The organism is Sphingomonas sp. FW306-05-A, assembly GCF_058782275.1.
This window is the reverse complement of the sequence record NZ_JBYSXN010000003.1, coordinates 330,938-347,440: the sequence shown is the minus strand read 5'-3', so window position 1 is coordinate 347,440 and position 16,503 is coordinate 330,938. Positions and strand designations below refer to the sequence as shown.

Genomic DNA, 16,503 nt, shown 5'->3' with positions numbered 1-16,503 from the left:
CTGGATTCCAGCTTTCGCCGGAAAGCAGCAGCGACCGATCAGGCCAGCAGTATTTCCTTGAGCGGCACGCCCGTATCCGCGAGCAACGCCTGATCCACCGCCGCGCGGGCCAGCACCAAAGCGCGACCCTGGACGTAATCGCGAGTCGCGTTGACGCAATCGAGCGCGATCACCCTGCCCTCGCGCAGATACACCACCGAGAAACTCCGCGTCGCCGGATCGCCGCGTAGCACCGTCGCATCATACCCCGTCGACAGCCCGACGGTCTGGAGCTTCAAATCATATTGGTTCGACCAGAACCACGGCACCGCATCATAGGGCACCTCTTCCCCGGCGAGCAGCCGCGCGACGGTGGTCGCCTGGTCGTTCGCATTCTGCACCGATTCCAGCCGGATTACCGCATCGTCGGCAAAGCCGTTGGCATGCGCCGCACAATCGCCGATCGCGAACACGTCGGGGAGCGACGTGCGGCACAATGCGTCGACCGTCACGCCATTCCCGCCAGCGGCCCCTGCATCGAGCAGCGGCCCGACCGCGGGGATGATCCCGATCCCCACGACGACCATCTCGCCCGGCAGAACGGTGCCATCCCCCAGTCGCACACCGCACGCCGCGCCGTCGCGCTCCTCGATACAGGCGACCGTAACGCCGGTGCGCAAGTCGACTCCGTGCGCACGATGCTCGGCTTCGTAAAAGTCCGACAGCGCCGGCCCCGCGACGCGCGCGAGCACGCGGGGTGCCGCCTCCAGCACCGTGACATGCTTGCCAAGCTTGGTCAGCACCGCCGCCGCCTCCAGCCCGATATAGCCGCCGCCGACGACGATCACGCGCGAGACGGCGGACAGTTCGGCGATCATCCGGTCGACATCCGCGCGGGTCCGCACCCCGTGGACCCCGCGCAGATCGTGCCCCGAGCAACTCAGCCGTCGCGGTGCCCCGCCCGTCGCCCAGATCAGTGTGCGATAGCCGATCGTTTCGCCGTCTGCGGTCGTGACGCTGTGCGCGACCGGATCGACCGAGACGACGCTGCGCCCGGGGAGCAAGGTGACGTCGCGGTCGGCCCAGAAGATCGCAGGACGGATCAGGATGCGCTCGAACGGCTTGTCCCCGGCGAGGTAATCCTTGGACAGCGGCGGGCGTTCGTACGGCAGTTCGGGCTCGTCGCCGAGCAGCGCGATCGTTCCCTCGACCTTGCGCTGGCGCAGCGCGATCGCCGCCTGCGCACCACCATGCCCCGCGCCTACGATCAGAACGTCGAACGAAACGGGGGCATCGGTCATGGCAGGGTACTCGTTCAGGCGGAGGGCGGGTGGGCGAAGAACGGGGGACGGGGGACGTCATGCCTGCCCCCCTGCGTACGATCAATCCGGCGGCGCGCGGCCGGTCCAGAATTCGCCCTGCAAATGCCGATACCGCCCGCAATGCAAGTTACGGTGATAGCCGATTGTCTTCTGATCCATTGCTGATACAGGTCGGAAATAAGAAGAAAAACGCAGGGGAGCGCGCGATTTTCTCGCAAAGTGATGCCGCAATGTCGGCAATAGCGTACGAGCCCATTTCGTCGGCCTACCGACGCGGCGGCATGGGGAATGAAGGGCGCGCATGACGCCGTTCTTCCACGCGCCCGGCCGATCGATCATCATGCGTGCAGGGTGGAGGATGGCGTCATCGCCTAGTTTCCGTCATCTTGGGCGCACGGCGTGAAACGCCCCGCAGACCTTGCACTCCCGAACAGGCCGAGCGCGCTCAGGTTCGTGGCGCTTGCCGTACTTGGCCCGCTATTGCTGGCGATCACGGCGGCTTGGCTCAGCAATGGCTATACCGTCAGCGAACGCTTGCGGGAGCAAACGCTCCAGGCGTTCGACCGGCGCGTTGTGGTCGCGACGTTAATCCCGCGCATGACCGACGCCGAATCGGCGCAGCGCGGGTTCATCATCACCGGCAGCGACCGGTTCCTGACCGATTATGCGCCGGCCCGCCGCGACGTGTTCGCGACTTTTGACTCGCTCGAGCGCGACCTTGCGAATGAACCTGCGCAACTCGCCCGGCTGATCGCGCTTAGGAACCTCGCGCATCGCAAATTCGCCGAAATGGACTCGATGATCGCGCAGCGGCGGGCAAACGGTAGCGCCGCCGTAGCGCGACAGGTGGCGGCGGGCGCGGGGCGCGATCTGATGGAGCGGATGCGCGCCGTTTCTGCCGATTTCGTCCAGTCGGCAGAGGATTCGCGCGACGAACGCGCCGCGGCGTTTCGCGACGACTTGCGGCAGGACGAAACGACGGTTTGGGTCGGGATCATCGCCCTCGGGTTGCTCGGCTGCGTGACGGGGTTCGCCTTCTGGCGGCAGAGCGTGGCGCGCTACCAGGCGCGGCTGCAAGCCTATGCGATCGCGGAACGCAACCGCACGATCCTCGACAGCACGATCGATGCGATGGCGATCATCAACCCGGACGGGCGGATCGAGACGATCAACCGCACCGCCTCCGCGATGCTGGGCTATCCGGCGGAGGAACTGGTCGGGCAGGATGTCGGCAAGGTGGCGCATGCCCCGTTCGATGTCAGCCAATTTCACGCGCGGATCGGCCTAGTCGACGGACGGATCCGGCAGCCGTATCGCATGGGCCGCACGCTGGTCCACCGCGACGGGCATGAGATCACGGTCGACGTCGCGCTGGGGGTGATCGATCTGCCCGAGGGATATTATGTCGTCGTCGCCGCGCGCGACGTGTCCGAACGCAAGCGCGTCGAACGGATGAAGGACGTGCTGATCTCGACGATCAGCCACGAATTGCGGACGCCGCTGACCTCGGTCGTCGGTGCGCTCGGGCTGTTGCGCGGCGGGGCAGTCGGCCCCCTGCCCGAGCCCGCGGCCCGGCTGATCGAGATTGCCGAGAACAATTCGCGCCGGTTGATCCGCCTGATCAACGACATGCTCGACATCGACCGCATTCAGTCGGGAACGCTGTCGCTCAACCGCGTTCCGATCGACCTGCGCAGCGTGGTCGATCGGGCGACGGTCGGGAGCCAGGGCCTCGCGGCGGTGGAATCGGTACACGTCGCATCCAGCCTGCCCGATGCCGCGGTCCCCGTGCTCGGCGATGCGGATCGATTGTTGCAGGTCGTCACCAATCTCGTCTCCAACGCGGTTCGCGCGACGCCGACGGGGGGCGTGGTAACGATCGGGCTGAGCACGAATATCGCGAACGCGAGCGCGCTGGTCACGGTAGACGACGAGGGACCGGGCGTTCCGATCGGGTTCCGCGACCGCATCTTCGGCCGGTTCGAGCGCGCGGACGGAGAGCGCGGCGTGGGGACCGGCCTCGGGCTCGCGATCTCGCGCGAGATCATCGCGCGGCATGACGGCCGGATCTGGTTCGAGGACCGCCCCGGTGGCGGTTCGCGGTTCGGCTTTGCGCTGGATCTCGATCCCGATTCCGATCCCAAACACAGTGTTGGGTGATCGCTGGATCCGCCGCCCGGTACGGACGTTTGATGACCGAGGATGACGTCGGCATGGCATGTACGCGCGGGTCTTTGGTGTTCACGACGGGCGGCCATGCTGCTTCGACCGTGACACCGCGCCCTGCGCGGTCCGCCCCGATGTCCTTCGAAATGCGCGATCGGCGAGGACTATCATGACGCGGGTGATGCGGATCCTGTACGTCGATGACGATCCCGATATCCGCACGATCGTTGAAATGTCCCTGTCGCTCGACCCGGAAATCGAGGTGCACGCATTCGGATCCGGGGCCGCCGCGCTGGAGGCGATCGAACGCGACCCGTGGCGCCCAACCGCGATCATCCTCGATTACATGATGCCCGGGATGGACGGCGTGACGCTGTTGTCGGCGTTGCGCAGCCATGCTGATTTCGCACAAACGCCCGCCGTGTTCATGACGGCGCGCGGCACCGACGTCATCGGCCCCGATCTGACCCCGCACGGCGTCGCGGGCGTCATCCTCAAGCCATTCGATCCGATCGAACTGGTCGGTGCGGTTCGCGCGCTGATCGCGGACCCCAGCTGATTACACCACGACGCGGCTTGCGACGTGCCCTTCGGTTCCGAACACCCGCAGGTAGCGCGCGATCTCCGCGGGATCGCCGGTCGCCTTGGCGGGGTTGTCGGACAGTTTGACCGCGGGGCGCCCGTTGGCCGCAGTCACCTTGCACACCAGGGAAATCGGTTCGAGCGTGGCACCCCCGCGCGGGTCGCAGCCGCGGAAGTCGTTGGTCAGGTTGGTCCCCCAGCCGAAACTCATCCGCACGCGCCCGTCGAAATGGCGATAGACCTGCTCGATCGATGCGACGTCCATCCCGTCCGAGAAGATCAGGAGCTTCTCGCGCGGGTCGACGCCGTGCTGTTGCCACCAGGCGATAATCTGTTCGCCCGCGGGGATCGGCGGCGCGCTGTCGGGGCGGAACCCGCTCCATTCGGACAGCCAGTGCGGTGCCTTGGCGAGGAATGCGCTGGTCCCGAACGCATCGGGCAGCGCGATCAGCAAATTGCCCGCATAATGCCGCCGCCAGTCCTCGAGCACGCGGTACGGCGCGGCGGCCAGTTCCGCATCGGTCTGCGCCAGGGCTGCCGCGACCATCGGCAGTTCGTGCGCATTGGTGCCGATCGCCTCCAGGTCGGTGTCCATCGCGAGCAGGACGTTCGACGTGCCGATGAAGCGGTCGCCGAGCCCTTCCTTGAGTGCCTCGACACACCAGCGCTGCCACAGGAAACCGTGCCGCCGCCGCGTCCCGAAGTCCGACAGAACGAGCCCCGGCAAATGCCGCAGCCGCTCGACCTTGTCCCACAGCCGCGCCTTGGCGCGCGAATAGGTGATGTCGAGTTCGAACCGCCCGTGCCGCCGCAACGCCGCGCGCGACCGCAGCTCGTTGACAATTGCAAGCGCCGGGACTTCCCACATGGTAGTGTGCGTCCACGGCCCGTCGAAATGGAGTTCATACTGCCCGTCGACCACGCGCAGGTCGTAGGGCGGGAGCTGAAAGTCGGCGAGCCAGCCGATGAAGTCCGACGCGAACATCCGCTCCTTGCCGTAGAAGCTGTTGCCCGCAAGCCAGATCAGCTCCTTCTTGCCGAACCGGACCGAGCGCGCATGATCGAGCTGCGCGCGCAATTCGCCCTCGTCGATGACCTCGGCCAGCCGGACCGACGTGGTGCGGTTGATGACCGAGAAGGTCGCCTCGACGTCCGGGTGCAGATGCCGGATCATCTGGAGCATGAGCAGCTTGTAGAAATCGGTGTCGAGCAGGCTGCGCACGATCGGGTCGAGCCGCCAGCCGTGGTTGTAGGTGCGCGTCGCGATATCGGTGAGGATCATGGCGGTGCTTGTTCCGGGATTGGGCCGTAATGTCCACACGGGATCGGGCGGTGCGGCGCTTGTCGGCTGCCACGGAGGATGGCGATCCCCGCGCCGTAAGCGCCTTTCGCAGCGGTCGCGCGCTTGCGGGAATGACGGCGTGTGGGGCCGGAGCGTTCCCCCTTCTCGCTCAAACTCACCCGTTGCCGTGGCCCTGGCCCGGCGCTAGCATCGGGTTGCAAAACAAAACGAATCTATAGGGGAGAGGCCGGCGAATGTCGCACCCATGCGTCCATGCGCGGAGTGATCCGGGCAAGCCTGCGCTGATCGTCGCCGAAACTGGCGAGACGATCAGCTTCGCCGAGCTCGACCAGCGGTCCAATCGCGCCGCAAACCTATTCCGCGCACACGGGCTTCGGCCGGGCGATACGATCGCCCTGTTCTGCGAAAACAGTCCGCAATTCTACGATGTGGCTTGGGGTGCGCAGCGCAGCGGGCTGTTCTTCGTCTGCATCTCGACCAAGCTGACCGCTCCGGAAGTCGGCTATATCCTCGCGGACTCGGGCGCGAAGTTGGTTGTCGCGTCGGCGGGGCTGGCGTCGGTCGCCGAACACGTCGCGCCCGAACTGCTACGCTTCGCGGTCGGCGGCGTCATTCCCCGCTGGCAGGACTGGGACGCTGCCGTGGCCGATATGCCCGCCGATCCGGTGCCCGACGAACGCGCCGGGATCGACATGCTTTACTCCTCGGGTACGACCGGTCGCCCCAAGGGCGTCCGCGTAGCACTACCGGAAGATCCCGACATCGCGGCGACCACCGTCCTCGAAATGCTCGCGCGCGGTCTCTACAGCCTCGGCCCCGACAGCATCTATCTCAGCCCCGCGCCGCTTTATCATGCCGCCCCGTTGCGCTGGTCGATGACGGTCCAGCGGCTCGGCGGGACGGTCGTGATGATGGAGCATTTCGAACCCGAAGCCGCGCTGGCCGCGATCGAACGCTACCGCATCACCGCGAGCCAATGGGTGCCGACGCATTTCGTCCGGCTGCTCAAGCTCGATGCCGCGGCACGCGCGCGGCACGATTTGTCGAGCCTCAAGGTCGCGATCCATGCCGCTGCGCCGTGCCCGGTGCCGGTCAAGGAAGCGATGATCGACTGGTGGGGGCCGGTGCTGTTCGAATATTATGCCGGGTCGGAAGGGAATGGCCTCACCACGATCGCCTCGACCGAGTGGCTCGCGCATCGCGGATCGGTCGGCAAGGCGGCGTATGGCGTGCTCCACGTCTGCGGCGAGGATGGCGCGGAGGTCGCATCCGGCGAGGAAGGGCTGATCTATTTCGAAGGCGGCGGCGCGTTCGAATATCACAACGATCCTGCGAAAACCGCCGAGGCGCGCAACGCGTTCGGCTGGTCGACGCTCGGCGATATCGGGCGGATCGATCCGGACGGCTATCTGTACCTGACCGACCGCAAGAGCTTCATGATCATCTCGGGCGGCGTCAACATCTACCCGCAGGAGATCGAGAATCGTCTGATCACGCATCCGCGCGTCGCCGACGTCGCGGTGATCGGCGCGCCCGATGCGGAAATGGGCGAGCGCGTCGTCGCGGTGGTCCAGCCGGTCGACATGGACGAAGCGGGGGCGGAGTTGGCCGCAGAGCTGATCGCGTGGTGCCGCGCCGAACTGTCGGGGGTGAAGACGCCGCGGCAGATCGATTTCACCACGGAATTGCCACGCCATGCGACGGGCAAATTGTACAAACGGCTGCTCCGCGACCAATATTGGGGCGAGACGGGCAGCCGGATCGTGTGATGGAGAAGAGCATGAACGACCGGGTTTCGATCACCGTCACCGATCACGTCGCCGACGTGCGACTGATGCGCGCAGACAAGATGAACGCGATCGACCCCCAGATGTTCGAGGGGATCGGCGCAGCGATCGATTCGCTGCACAGCCGCAAGGACGTGCGCTGCGTCGTGCTGTCGGGCGAAGGCAAGGCGTTCTGCGCGGGGCTCGACATGACGAGTATGGCGGCGGGCGGATCGGGGCTGAGCACGGTCGACCGCAACGAGCAGGGGAGCATCCTGCCGCAGCATGTCACCTGGGGCTGGCGCAATTTGCCGATGCCGGTGATCGCAGCGGTCCACGGGGTCGCATTTGGCGGCGGGTTCCAGATCATGGCGGGCGCGGACATCCGGATCGCTGCGCCGGGGACGCGCTTCGCGATCCGCGAAAGCTATTGGGGGCTGGTGCCCGATATGGCGGGCTTCCCGATCTGGCGCGGGCTGGTGCGCGACGATGTGCTGCGCGAACTGGTCTATACGTCGCACGAGTTCGATGCGGAGGAGGCGCTGCACCACGGGTTCGTCACGCGGATCGCGCATGCGCCCCACGCGGCGGCGCTGGAACTCGCGCATTTGATCGCGGCGAAGAGCCCCAATGCGATCCGCGGGGCGAAGCGGTTGTGCAACATGGCGTTTGATGCGGATGCGCGGACGTTGCTCGAGGCGGAGACGACCGAGCAGATGGCGGTGATCGGCAAGCCCGCGATGATGGAGCAGGTCGCGGCGAACATCCAGAAGCGGCCCGCGGTGTTTCACGACGCGGATTGAAGGTTGCTCGATACGGAGAGCGACCCACCCCCGGCCCCTCCCTTCTAGGGAGGGGAGGCACGCGCGGCAGCCCTTTCTACTCCCCTCCCTGGAAGGGAGGGGGTGGGGGTGGGTCGGCCAGCGGCAGTTGGCTACCCACGCCGCAAAAGCCTACCGCTCATACGCCTTCGGCAAAGCACCCTCCTGCGGCACCATATACCGATCCCGCAACGCATCCTGCCGCGTCCGTAGCGGTTGCTTCACACCGTCGATATAGACCGCCGCGACGCTCGTCCCCAACTCCAGCGGATCGCCGTCCCAGATCACGACGTCGCCGCGCCGCCCCGCCTTGAGCGAGCCGATCTCGTCGCCCATCCCGATCGCCTCGGCCGGCACCGAAGTGATCGCCGCGAACGCCGCGTTCCAGTCGAGCCCGGTCGCGCCCGGCAGCTTGGTCAACGCGACGAGATTGCCCGCATATTGCTTCTCGAGCCGCGCTTGGCGCGCTTCATTGTCGTTGATCATGCCAAGCCCCACGCGGACGCCCGCTGCCTTCATCCGCCCGACGTTCGACTGGGTCGAGCCAAGCTGATCGAACGAATTGGGGAGATCGGTGAGCGCCGACGCGATCACGGGAATCTGCGCGGCAGCCAGCTGCGGCGCGACCAGCCAGCCTTCCGCCGCGCCGACGAAAACCATCTTCACCGCAGGGAAATCGCGCTTGAGGTCGATCAGCGCGAGCATGTCCGACGCGCGCTCGACATGGACGAGCAACGGCATCTGGCCGGTTGTGACCGGCACCAAGGCGGCGGCATCGGCGCGCGTAAGTAGCGCGTCCTTGCCCTGATCGGCATAATGGCGCGGGTCGCGCACGACGTCATCCACTTGCGCCAGCGCGTTGCGGAACATCGCAAGCGCGGCAGGGCGGCTGCCCCCCGCGGCGCGCCCGCCGTCCGCGCCATATTCCATGAACTGGAACGCGCGTGGGCGAGTCACTGGCGAACGGTCCGCCCCGAGATCGATCACCGCGCCCATTCCGGCGAAGATCGACCCGGCATTATCGGGCGCGACGATCGCGCGCGTCACGCCTTCGGCGCGGTTGAGCGGGATCGAACTCGTGCTCGCATTGACCGCGGGGGCGATGTCGATCGCGGCGTGGAACGGACTGGTCCGCGCAGACGAATCGGCGGTCTCGTCGACCCCGTCGACCTCGACGATCCCCATCCGCGTGAAGCCTGCGACGATCCCGGGCGTCACCCAGCGTCCCCCGGCGTCGACCGCTTCGACTCCGGCAGGGACTGCGACCCCGCGTCCGGCGGATACGATGCGCCCCTCGCGGACGATAACGGTCCCGCCCTCGATCGGCGCGGAGCCATCCCCGATGACGAGCTTGGCATTGGTGATCGCGACGGTCTGCGCCGCGACCGGGCTTGCGACGAGCGCGGCGGAGAGGAGGAGCAGGCGCTTCACTTCACGTCTCCCGAGCCGGGCTGGCCAAGTTCGAAATCGGATACCGGTCGGCGTTTCGGGTCGTTGGCATCGTAGAGCAACGCGCCGTCGATCCACACCTTCTCGGGGCGGGTGTAGACGCTGAACGGATTGCCGTTCCACAGCACGACGTCGGCCATCTTGCCGGGCTTGAGGCTGCCGGTCTTGTCGTCGATGTGGAGTGCCTTGGCTGGATTGTAGGTCAGCCATTCCCACGCGACCGCGTCCGAAATCGCGATCCCCGCGCGCCGCCCGGACGCGAGCGCCTTGGCGACTTCCTGGTTGAGCCGCTGGATGCCGTTCTCGTCATCCGAGTGGATCATCGCGCACGCACCGTTCTTCTGGAGCAGCGCGAGATTCTCGCCGATCGCGTCGTACGACTCCATCTTGAAGCCCCACCAGTCCGCCCAGACCGCGGCGCAGGTGTCGTTCTGCCTGAGCAGATCGGCGATCTTATACGCCTCGACCGCATGGTGGAACGCGCTGACATGGTAGCCGAACTCCTTCGCCATATCCATGACGATGGCCATCTCGTCCGCGCGGTAGCAATGGTTCTGGACGAGGATCTCGCCCGACAGCACACCCGCGAGCGTGTCCATCCCGATGTCGCGCCCGGGGGCTTCCCCGCCGTCCTTTTCGTATTTGTCCCATTTGCGTTTGTATTCGACCGCCTTCGCCCAGGTCTGGCGATCGACCGCGACATTGCCCATCCGGGTCGAGGGCTCGCGCCCCTTGCTGCCATAGACGCGCTTGGGGTTCTCGCCGCACGCCATCTTGAGGCCGTAGGGCGCGCCGGGGAACTTCATCCCCTGTTCGGTGCGGGCGTAGACGTTCTTGAGAACGACCGACCGCCCACCCATCAGGTTCGCCGAGCCGGGGAGGATCTGGAGCGTGGTGACGCCGCCGTTGGTGAGCGCGCGGCTGAAGCCGGGGTCCTGCGGCCAGACGCTATGTTCGGCCCAGACGTCGGCGGTGATCGGCCCGGTCGCTTCGTTGCCGTCGGACAGCGCCGGGACGGACGGGGTCGGATAATCGCCCAAGTGGCTGTGGATATCGATGATCCCGGGGGTCAGCGTCTTGCCGGTGCCGTCGATCACGGTTGCACCCGCAGGGGCTGCGACGCTCTGGCCAAGCGCGACGATCTTGCCGTCGGCGAACAGCACCGAACCGTCGTCGATCTTCCCGCCTTCGCCGTCGAAGATCGTGACGTGGGTTACGAGCGTCGGCACGCCGGGATAGCGTTTGTAGGTCGATGGGAACGGATCGTGGCTGAACGCCTTGCCGATGCCGGGCCCCTTGCCGCTGCTCTTGTCCGAACCCGCTTTGGCCGATGCGCCTTGCGGTCGTGTACCGCCGTCGCTCGCGCAGCCCGCGAGCAAGGCGGCGAGCGCCACCGTGGCCAAACCGATATGCTTCATGCCCAAACCCCCTTCGCGCGTTTCGCGCTGTATTGGTCGAGTAATCCGGGAGGATCTACGGGGTGTCAACCGCCTTGCCCGCGGCGCGCGCCTTCCGGTCGGGGAAGGGGGCGGGGGTGGCACAGCGCGCGTGCAACATCATGGCGGAAACCGGTTTGTAGGACATCCCGCGACCCTGTATTCCGGCGTCATGCCATCCAGATCAATCATCCTGGCAATCGCGTGTGCGCTGACGGTGACCGCCTGCGCGCCCGATGACCGCGAAGCGCGCCGCCGTGCCGCGGGACCGACGCCTTCGGTGGCAGCGCTTTCGCGGGTGGCGAGTGCCGCTGCGGGCGCACGGCTGTTTACCAGCTGCTCCGCCTGCCATTCGGTCGGTCGGGGCGCGCCCGATTTCGGCGGGCCGAACCTGTTCGGCGTGATGGGGTCGGAGGTCGCGCAGAACAGCCAGCGCTTCGCCTATACCGCCGCGTTGCAGAAGGTCGGCGGGCGCTGGACCCCCGAGCGGATGGATGCCTGGCTCGCCGATCCACAACGCTTCGCACCCGGAACGGCGATGGGGTTCGCGGGACTCGCCGATCCGCTCGATCGCGCGGATGTCATCGCCTATCTGCAGACGAAGCGGTGAGGCGTGCGCTGGCCTCGCTGTAGTCGGCAGATGCCATGCGCGGTTTTGCTGCGAAAGCAGGAATCCAGAGCCAAGCAGAACAACGGCTTACAGCATCTGCGACTCCTGGTCTCCTGCCTTCGCCTGAGCACAAACGGGGTCGTGTAGCGGTCTTGCCTGCGCAGGCAGGACGGTTGCCGGGTTGCACCCTGCCCGCGTTTCGATAGAGCGCGCAGCCATGCCGCCCGATCCCCTCCCCGCCTTCGATCCCGCCCGCTTCTCCCGCCTCGGCGTCGGCGGGCACGGTGGCTTGCTCGGCCTCAGCTATCTCGCGCACGGTCCAGACTGGTGCGAGCTGCAGCTTCCCTATCGCGCGGACCTGATCGGCGATCCCGACAGTGGCGTGCTCGCTTCGGGTCCGATCCTGACGATGATGGACATGGCGACCAGCCTTGCGGTGTGGACCCGCCTCGGCAGCTTCCGTCCGCACGCGACGCTCGACCTGCGGATCGATTACCTACGCCCCGCGACCCCGGGGAAGACCGTGATCGGCCACGGCGAATGTTATCGTATCACCCGCTCGATCTCGTTCGTACGCGGCCAGGCGCATGACGGCGATCCCGCAGACCCGCTCGCGCATGTCGCAGGCACTTTCATGTTCACGGACGCCGCCTGATGCTCCCGCCTTATGCCCAGACGCTCGGGATCGAAGTCGCCGCGGGCGACGATCCTATCCTGCTGACGATGCCGTTCGAACAGGCGCTGACCGGGCGACCCGGCTGGCTCCACGGTGGCGCGATCGGCGGGTTGCTCGAAATGGCGGCGATCGTCGCAGTGCGGCAGGCGCTCGCCGAGGATGGCGGCGGGCAGATCAAGCCGATCAACGTCACCGTCGATTACATGCGTGGCGGGCGCGACAAGCCGACGTTTGCGCGCGGGGTCGTGACTCGGCTCGGCGGACGCGTCGCCAATGTCGAGGCGACCGCCTGGCAGGATGACCCTGCCAAGCCGATCGCCGCGGCACGGATGAACTATCTGATCGCGCGCGCCTGAGCGCTCACTTCTTCGCGAGCCGCACCAGCTTGCCGCTATCCTCGAGCAGCCAGATCGCACCATCGGGCGCCTGCGCGACATCGCGGACGCGCTCGCCGATCTTATACTGGGTCGCGACCTTGGCGGTATCGCCCGACAGCGTCACGCGGATCAGTGCCTCGCCGCCGAGCGCACCGATGAACAGGTTTCCGCGGAACTCGGGGAACATCGCGCCGGTGTAGAAGATCATGCCGCCCGGCGAGATCGACGGGTTCCACCACAGCTTCGGCGCTTCGAGATCGGGGCGGCTGGGATGATCCGGGATCGGCTTGCCCGAATAATTGTCGCCGTTGGAGACGATCGGCCAGCCATAATTCTTGCCCGGCAGAATGAGGTTGAGCTCGTCGCCGCCCTTCGGGCCCATCTCGACTTCCCACAACTTGCCGTCGGCCGCGAAGGCCAGGCCGTAAGGATTGCGATGCCCGCTGCTCCACGTCTGCGCGCGCACCCCGCCCGCCGACGCCATCGGATTGCCGGGGGCCGCCTGACCATCGAGCGTCAGATGGACGATCTTGCCGATCGCCTGCTCGGGATCCTGCGCTGGCGTAAAGCGCTGGCGTTCGCCGGACGACAGGAAGAGCGACTTGCCGTCGGGCGCAAAGGCGATGTTCGCGCCGAACTGGCCGCCGACACCGTCCGCCCCTGCGCGCCAGAGGACCTGCACGTTGGCGAGCGCAGTGCCGGTGAACAACCCGCGCGCCAGCGCCAGGCTGCTGCCGCCCGGGCGCGGTTCGGAATAGCTGATGTACACCAGCTTGCTCGTCGCGAAATCGGGCGCGAGTTCGATGTCGAGCAAGCCGCCCTGATTATCGAACTCGACCTTTGGCGCGCCGGTGATCTGCGAGATTGTGCCGTCGGGCTTGCGCAATTTGATCTTGCCCGCCTTCTCGGTGATCAGCGCAGCGCCGTCGGGCAGCATCGCGATCGCGAACGGATCCTCGAACTGGCCGAGCGTGGTCATTGCGAACGGTGGCGCGGTTTCGGTGGTGTTCGCGCGGCCGGTCGTTGCCGCCACGTTCTTGACGGTCGCATCCGGCGCATCGTCCGGCAAGGTGGTGACGGGCGGTGCGGTTGGAGTCGGGGCTGCGCTAGCAACCGATGCCGAACTGTCGTTCGTGGTAGGGGCGGCGGCGTTGGACTGTTGCGATTGCCCCGAACAGGCGGTTGCGGCGAGCAGCAGCGCAAGCGGCGCGCGGGACATTGGCATCAGATATTCTCCCAGAGTATACGACACATACCGTCACGGCCCCGGAGATGTTCCAGGCGCGCGGCTGTCTTCTACAACATCTGACGGATGCATAACTTGCGAACCGGCGCAGGTCGACACCTCCTCGATCTATGGTTCCGAAAGGCCCCGACACGGCATCGCGACAGCCGCTTGCCAGCCCGCTGCAATCCGCCTATATCGCCTTCACTCTCTACATCGTCGGATGAAGAGGCTGGAGCCCCCCGGTTCCGGCGCCCAACACCTTTGTCTGATCCCGAGGACTCGACCCGCTTGACCGAAACGCCCGACCTGACCGCCCTCGTCGCCCCCGAAGCCGAAGCGCTCGGATTCGATCTCGTGCGCGTCAAGCTGTTCGGCGGCAAGGGCGACCTGACGCTCCAGGTGATGGCCGAGCGCCCCGACACGCGCCAGCTGACGATCGAGGATTGCGCCGAACTGTCGCGCCGCATCTCGGACGTGCTCGACGCGCTCGAGCTCGAGGGCAAGGATCCGATCGAGGACGAATATCGCCTTGAGGTATCGTCCCCCGGGATCGACCGCCCGCTGACCCGGCTCAAAGATTTCAGCGACTGGGCGGGCCATGAGGCGCGCGTCGTGCTGACCGAACAGATCGAAGGCCGCAAGGTGCTGACTGGAATGCTCAAGGGCGTGACCGACGACCGCATCGCGATGTACCTCGCCAAGCATGGCGAAATCGACGTGCCGTTCGCAAAGGTCAACACCGCCAAGCTGGTGTTGACCGACGCGCTGATCGCGGCGACTCGCCCGCTGTCGATGGACGGCGCCGAGGAAGAAGAATTCGAAGACCAAGACGACTTGCCCGAGGGCACCGATACCCAAGAAGGACATAACTGATGGCCACCGCAGGGACTTCTGGCGTTACCGCCAACCGCGCCGAGCTGATCGCGATTGCGAACGCCGTCGCCACCGAGAAGATGATCGACAAGGGCATCGTCATCGAGGCGATGGAAGACGCGATCCAGCGCGCCGCCCGCGCGCGCTACGGCGCCGAGAACGACATCCGCGCAAAGCTCGACCCCAACACCGGCGATCTCCGCCTGTGGCGCGTCGTTGAAGTGGTCGAGGCGGTCGATGACTATTTCAAGCAGGTCAACCTCAAGGAAGCTGACAAGCTCCAGAAGGGTGCGGTCGTCGGCGACTATATCGTCGATCCGCTCCCCCCGATCGAATTCGGCCGCATCGCCGCGCAGGCCGCCAAGCAGGTCATCTTCCAGAAGGTCCGCGACGCCGAGCGCGAGCGCCAGTATGAAGAATTCAAGGACCGGATGGGCGAGATCATCACCGGCGTCGTCAAGCGTGTCGAGTTCGGCCATGTCGTCGTCGACCTCGGCCGCGCCGAGGGCGTGATCCGTCGCGACCAGCAGATTCCGCGCGAAGTCGTCCGCGTCAACGACCGCATTCGCTCGCTGATCCTCAACGTCCGCCGCGAGAACCGCGGGCCGCAGATTTTCCTCAGCCGCGCACACCCCGACTTCATGAAGAAGCTGTTTGCGCAGGAAGTCCCCGAAATCTACGACGGCATCATCGAGATCAAGGCCGCCGCGCGCGACCCGGGCTCGCGCGCCAAGATCGGCGTCATCAGCCATGATTCGTCGATCGATCCGGTCGGCGCCTGCGTCGGCATGAAGGGTAGCCGCGTCCAGGCAGTCGTCCAGGAAATGCAGGGCGAGAAGATCGACATCATCCCCTGGTCGCCCGACACCGCGACCTTCGTCGTCAACGCGCTTCAGCCGGCCTCGGTGTCGCGCGTCGTGATCGACGAGGAAGAGGATCGCATCGAAGTCGTCGTTCCTGACGATCAGTTGTCGCTCGCGATCGGTCGTCGTGGCCAGAACGTGCGGCTTGCGTCGCAGCTGACCGCCAAGGCGATCGACATCCTGACCGAAGCGGATGCCTCCGAGAAGCGCCAGAAGGAATTCGTCGAGCGCTCGGCCCTGTTCGAGAAGGAACTCGACGTCGACGAGACGCTCGCACAGCTGCTGGTCGCCGAAGGCTTCGGCAGCCTCGAGGAAGTCGCTTATGTCGGCGTCGACGAAATCGCGTCGATCGAAGGCTTTGACGACGATCTCGCTGCTGAGCTGCAGAGCCGTGCGACCGAGGCGCTCGACCGCCGCGAATCGACCAACCGAGAAGAGCGTCGTGGTCTGGGTGTCGATGACGCGCTTGCCGCGCTGCCGCACCTCAACGAGGCGATGCTGGTCACGCTCGGCAAGGCCGGGATCAAGACGCTCGACGATCTCGCCGATCTGGCGACCGACGAGCTGATCCAGAAGAAGCGCCAGGAACAGCGCCGCCGCGCCGAGGATGCGCCCAAGCGCGTCGAAGACAAGGGTGGCGTGCTCGGCGAATATGGGCTGAGCGAAGCGCAGGGCAATGAAATCATCATGGCCGCACGCGCGCACTGGTTCGAGGATGAAGCGACCGAGGAAGCCGACGCCGAAGCCGAGGAAGCCCCTGCGGCCGACGCGCCTGCTGCCGACGCTTCGGAGGAAAAGGACGCCTGATGCCGTTCGTCAGCATCCGCATTTCGGGCACCGCGACCAAGGACCAGAAGTCCGGAATCGTCGCGGATGTCACCCAGTCGCTGGTCGAGCGGCTGGGCAAGAACCCGGCTGCGGTGCAGATCGTGATCGAGGAAGTGTCGACCGAGAATTACGGCGCGGGCGGGATTTTGATCGCCGACCGGGATGCACCCAAGTTGCAGGAGGACGCACATGCGGAATCCTCGCAATGACGCGCTAGCGACCCA

Annotated in this window: 16 protein-coding genes; 11 read left to right on the top strand and 5 right to left on the bottom strand. The window is 66.3% G+C overall.

What is annotated here, in order from left to right; genetic code table 11:
- Positions 1–38: 38 nt before the first annotated feature.
- The gene (locus tag AC3WJR_RS17860) at positions 39–1,280 is read right to left on the bottom strand and encodes an NAD(P)/FAD-dependent oxidoreductase (protein WP_492726672.1); all 1,242 of its coding nucleotides are present in this window, start codon (positions 1,278–1,280) and stop codon (positions 39–41) included.
- 59 nt (positions 1,281–1,339) lie between these two features.
- Between AC3WJR_RS17860 and AC3WJR_RS17855 the strand changes: the two genes are divergently transcribed.
- The 3 genes from AC3WJR_RS17855 (at position 1,340) to AC3WJR_RS17845 (ending at position 4,026) form a co-directional block, all read left to right on the top strand.
- Positions 1,340–1,606 carry a hypothetical protein gene (locus AC3WJR_RS17855; RefSeq protein WP_492726670.1) on the top strand — a complete coding sequence of 89 codons (267 nt, stop codon included), beginning with the start codon at positions 1,340–1,342 and terminating at the stop codon, positions 1,604–1,606.
- Between the two features lie 94 nt (positions 1,607–1,700).
- The gene (locus AC3WJR_RS17850; RefSeq protein WP_492726668.1) at positions 1,701–3,461 is read left to right on the top strand and encodes a sensor histidine kinase; all 1,761 of its coding nucleotides are present in this window, start codon (positions 1,701–1,703) and stop codon (positions 3,459–3,461) included.
- A gap of 175 nt (positions 3,462–3,636) precedes the next feature.
- Complete coding sequence (locus AC3WJR_RS17845; protein ID WP_492726666.1) at positions 3,637–4,026, top strand: response regulator; 390 nt, start codon at positions 3,637–3,639, stop codon at positions 4,024–4,026.
- Here AC3WJR_RS17845 and pncB read toward each other — a convergent pair whose 3' ends face one another.
- Positions 4,027–5,331, bottom strand: coding sequence for a nicotinate phosphoribosyltransferase (pncB, locus tag AC3WJR_RS17840; RefSeq protein ID WP_492726664.1), 1,305 nt, complete (start codon positions 5,329–5,331; stop codon positions 4,027–4,029).
- Between the two features lie 254 nt (positions 5,332–5,585).
- Here pncB and AC3WJR_RS17835 point away from each other — a divergent pair, with 254 nt between their 5' ends.
- Positions 5,586–7,121, top strand: a complete 1,536-nt coding sequence (locus tag AC3WJR_RS17835; RefSeq protein WP_492726662.1) for an acyl-CoA synthetase — start codon at positions 5,586–5,588, stop codon at positions 7,119–7,121.
- A gap of 11 nt (positions 7,122–7,132) precedes the next feature.
- Positions 7,133–7,921 (top strand): crotonase/enoyl-CoA hydratase family protein, encoded by a 789-nt coding sequence (locus AC3WJR_RS17830; protein WP_492726660.1) that lies wholly within the window; start codon positions 7,133–7,135, stop codon positions 7,919–7,921.
- A 150-nt stretch (positions 7,922–8,071) separates the two neighbouring features.
- On the opposite strand, the gene AC3WJR_RS17825 is transcribed toward AC3WJR_RS17830, so the two are convergent.
- Together AC3WJR_RS17825 and AC3WJR_RS17820 are read right to left on the bottom strand one after the other, a co-directional pair.
- Positions 8,072–9,370: an amidohydrolase family protein gene (locus tag AC3WJR_RS17825; protein ID WP_492726658.1), complete on the bottom strand. Its 1,299-nt coding sequence runs from the start codon at positions 9,368–9,370 to the stop codon at positions 8,072–8,074.
- On the bottom strand, positions 9,367–10,806 hold the full coding sequence (locus tag AC3WJR_RS17820; RefSeq protein WP_492726657.1) for an amidohydrolase: 1,440 nt from the start codon (positions 10,804–10,806) through the stop codon (positions 9,367–9,369). The genes AC3WJR_RS17825 and AC3WJR_RS17820 overlap by 4 nt, the downstream gene beginning before the upstream one ends.
- Positions 10,807–10,996: 190 nt before the next feature.
- Here AC3WJR_RS17820 and AC3WJR_RS17815 point away from each other — a divergent pair, with 190 nt between their 5' ends.
- The 3 genes from AC3WJR_RS17815 to AC3WJR_RS17805 all read left to right on the top strand — a co-directional run bounded on the left by AC3WJR_RS17815 (position 10,997) and on the right by AC3WJR_RS17805 (position 12,466).
- Positions 10,997–11,434 (top strand): c-type cytochrome, encoded by a 438-nt coding sequence (locus AC3WJR_RS17815; protein ID WP_492726655.1) that lies wholly within the window; start codon positions 10,997–10,999, stop codon positions 11,432–11,434.
- A 217-nt stretch (positions 11,435–11,651) separates the two neighbouring features.
- Positions 11,652–12,089, top strand: a complete 438-nt coding sequence (locus tag AC3WJR_RS17810; protein WP_354282890.1) for a PaaI family thioesterase — start codon at positions 11,652–11,654, stop codon at positions 12,087–12,089.
- A complete protein-coding gene (locus tag AC3WJR_RS17805; RefSeq protein WP_354282892.1) occupies positions 12,089–12,466 on the top strand; it encodes a PaaI family thioesterase in 378 nt (125 codons plus the stop codon). The genes AC3WJR_RS17810 and AC3WJR_RS17805 overlap by 1 nt, the downstream gene beginning before the upstream one ends.
- Positions 12,467–12,470: 4 nt before the next feature.
- On the opposite strand, the gene AC3WJR_RS17800 is transcribed toward AC3WJR_RS17805, so the two are convergent.
- Positions 12,471–13,712, bottom strand: coding sequence for a PQQ-dependent sugar dehydrogenase (locus tag AC3WJR_RS17800; RefSeq protein ID WP_492726652.1), 1,242 nt, complete (start codon positions 13,710–13,712; stop codon positions 12,471–12,473).
- 291 nt (positions 13,713–14,003) lie between these two features.
- On the opposite strand from AC3WJR_RS17800, the gene rimP reads away from it, so the two are divergent.
- Genes rimP through AC3WJR_RS17785 form a run of 3 tightly spaced genes read left to right on the top strand, consistent with a single transcriptional unit; the run spans position 14,004 to position 16,488 of the window.
- Entirely contained in the window at positions 14,004–14,588 is a 585-nt protein-coding gene (rimP, locus tag AC3WJR_RS17795) for a ribosome maturation protein RimP (RefSeq protein ID WP_492726650.1), read from the top strand.
- On the top strand, positions 14,588–16,258 hold the full coding sequence (gene nusA, locus AC3WJR_RS17790; protein ID WP_354282898.1) for a transcription termination factor NusA: 1,671 nt from the start codon (positions 14,588–14,590) through the stop codon (positions 16,256–16,258). Before rimP ends, nusA begins: the two co-directional genes overlap by 1 nt.
- Positions 16,258–16,488, top strand: coding sequence for a tautomerase family protein (locus AC3WJR_RS17785; protein WP_492726648.1), 231 nt, complete (start codon positions 16,258–16,260; stop codon positions 16,486–16,488). Before nusA ends, AC3WJR_RS17785 begins: the two co-directional genes overlap by 1 nt.
- Positions 16,489–16,503 lie beyond the last annotated feature (15 nt).

Bases quoted from the DNA above. Each gene is read 5' to 3' on its own strand.
- AC3WJR_RS17815 (WP_492726655.1), top strand. From the start codon at position 10,997: ATGCCATCCAGATCAATCATCCTGGCAATCGCGTGTGCGCTGACGGTG.
- AC3WJR_RS17800 (WP_492726652.1), bottom strand. From the start codon at position 13,712: ATGCCAATGTCCCGCGCGCCGCTTGCGCTGCTGCTCGCCGCAACCGCC.
- AC3WJR_RS17860 (WP_492726672.1), bottom strand. From the start codon at position 1,280: ATGACCGATGCCCCCGTTTCGTTCGACGTTCTGATCGTAGGCGCGGGG.
- AC3WJR_RS17855 (WP_492726670.1), top strand. From the start codon at position 1,340: ATGCCTGCCCCCCTGCGTACGATCAATCCGGCGGCGCGCGGCCGGTCC.
- AC3WJR_RS17830 (WP_492726660.1), top strand. From the start codon at position 7,133: ATGAACGACCGGGTTTCGATCACCGTCACCGATCACGTCGCCGACGTG.
- AC3WJR_RS17810 (WP_354282890.1), top strand. From the start codon at position 11,652: ATGCCGCCCGATCCCCTCCCCGCCTTCGATCCCGCCCGCTTCTCCCGC.
- AC3WJR_RS17845 (WP_492726666.1), top strand. From the start codon at position 3,637: ATGACGCGGGTGATGCGGATCCTGTACGTCGATGACGATCCCGATATC.
- AC3WJR_RS17785 (WP_492726648.1), top strand. From the start codon at position 16,258: ATGCCGTTCGTCAGCATCCGCATTTCGGGCACCGCGACCAAGGACCAG.
- AC3WJR_RS17805 (WP_354282892.1), top strand. From the start codon at position 12,089: ATGCTCCCGCCTTATGCCCAGACGCTCGGGATCGAAGTCGCCGCGGGC.
- AC3WJR_RS17835 (WP_492726662.1), top strand. From the start codon at position 5,586: ATGTCGCACCCATGCGTCCATGCGCGGAGTGATCCGGGCAAGCCTGCG.
- nusA (WP_354282898.1), top strand. From the start codon at position 14,588: ATGGCCACCGCAGGGACTTCTGGCGTTACCGCCAACCGCGCCGAGCTG.
- pncB (WP_492726664.1), bottom strand. From the start codon at position 5,331: ATGATCCTCACCGATATCGCGACGCGCACCTACAACCACGGCTGGCGG.
- AC3WJR_RS17820 (WP_492726657.1), bottom strand. From the start codon at position 10,806: ATGAAGCATATCGGTTTGGCCACGGTGGCGCTCGCCGCCTTGCTCGCG.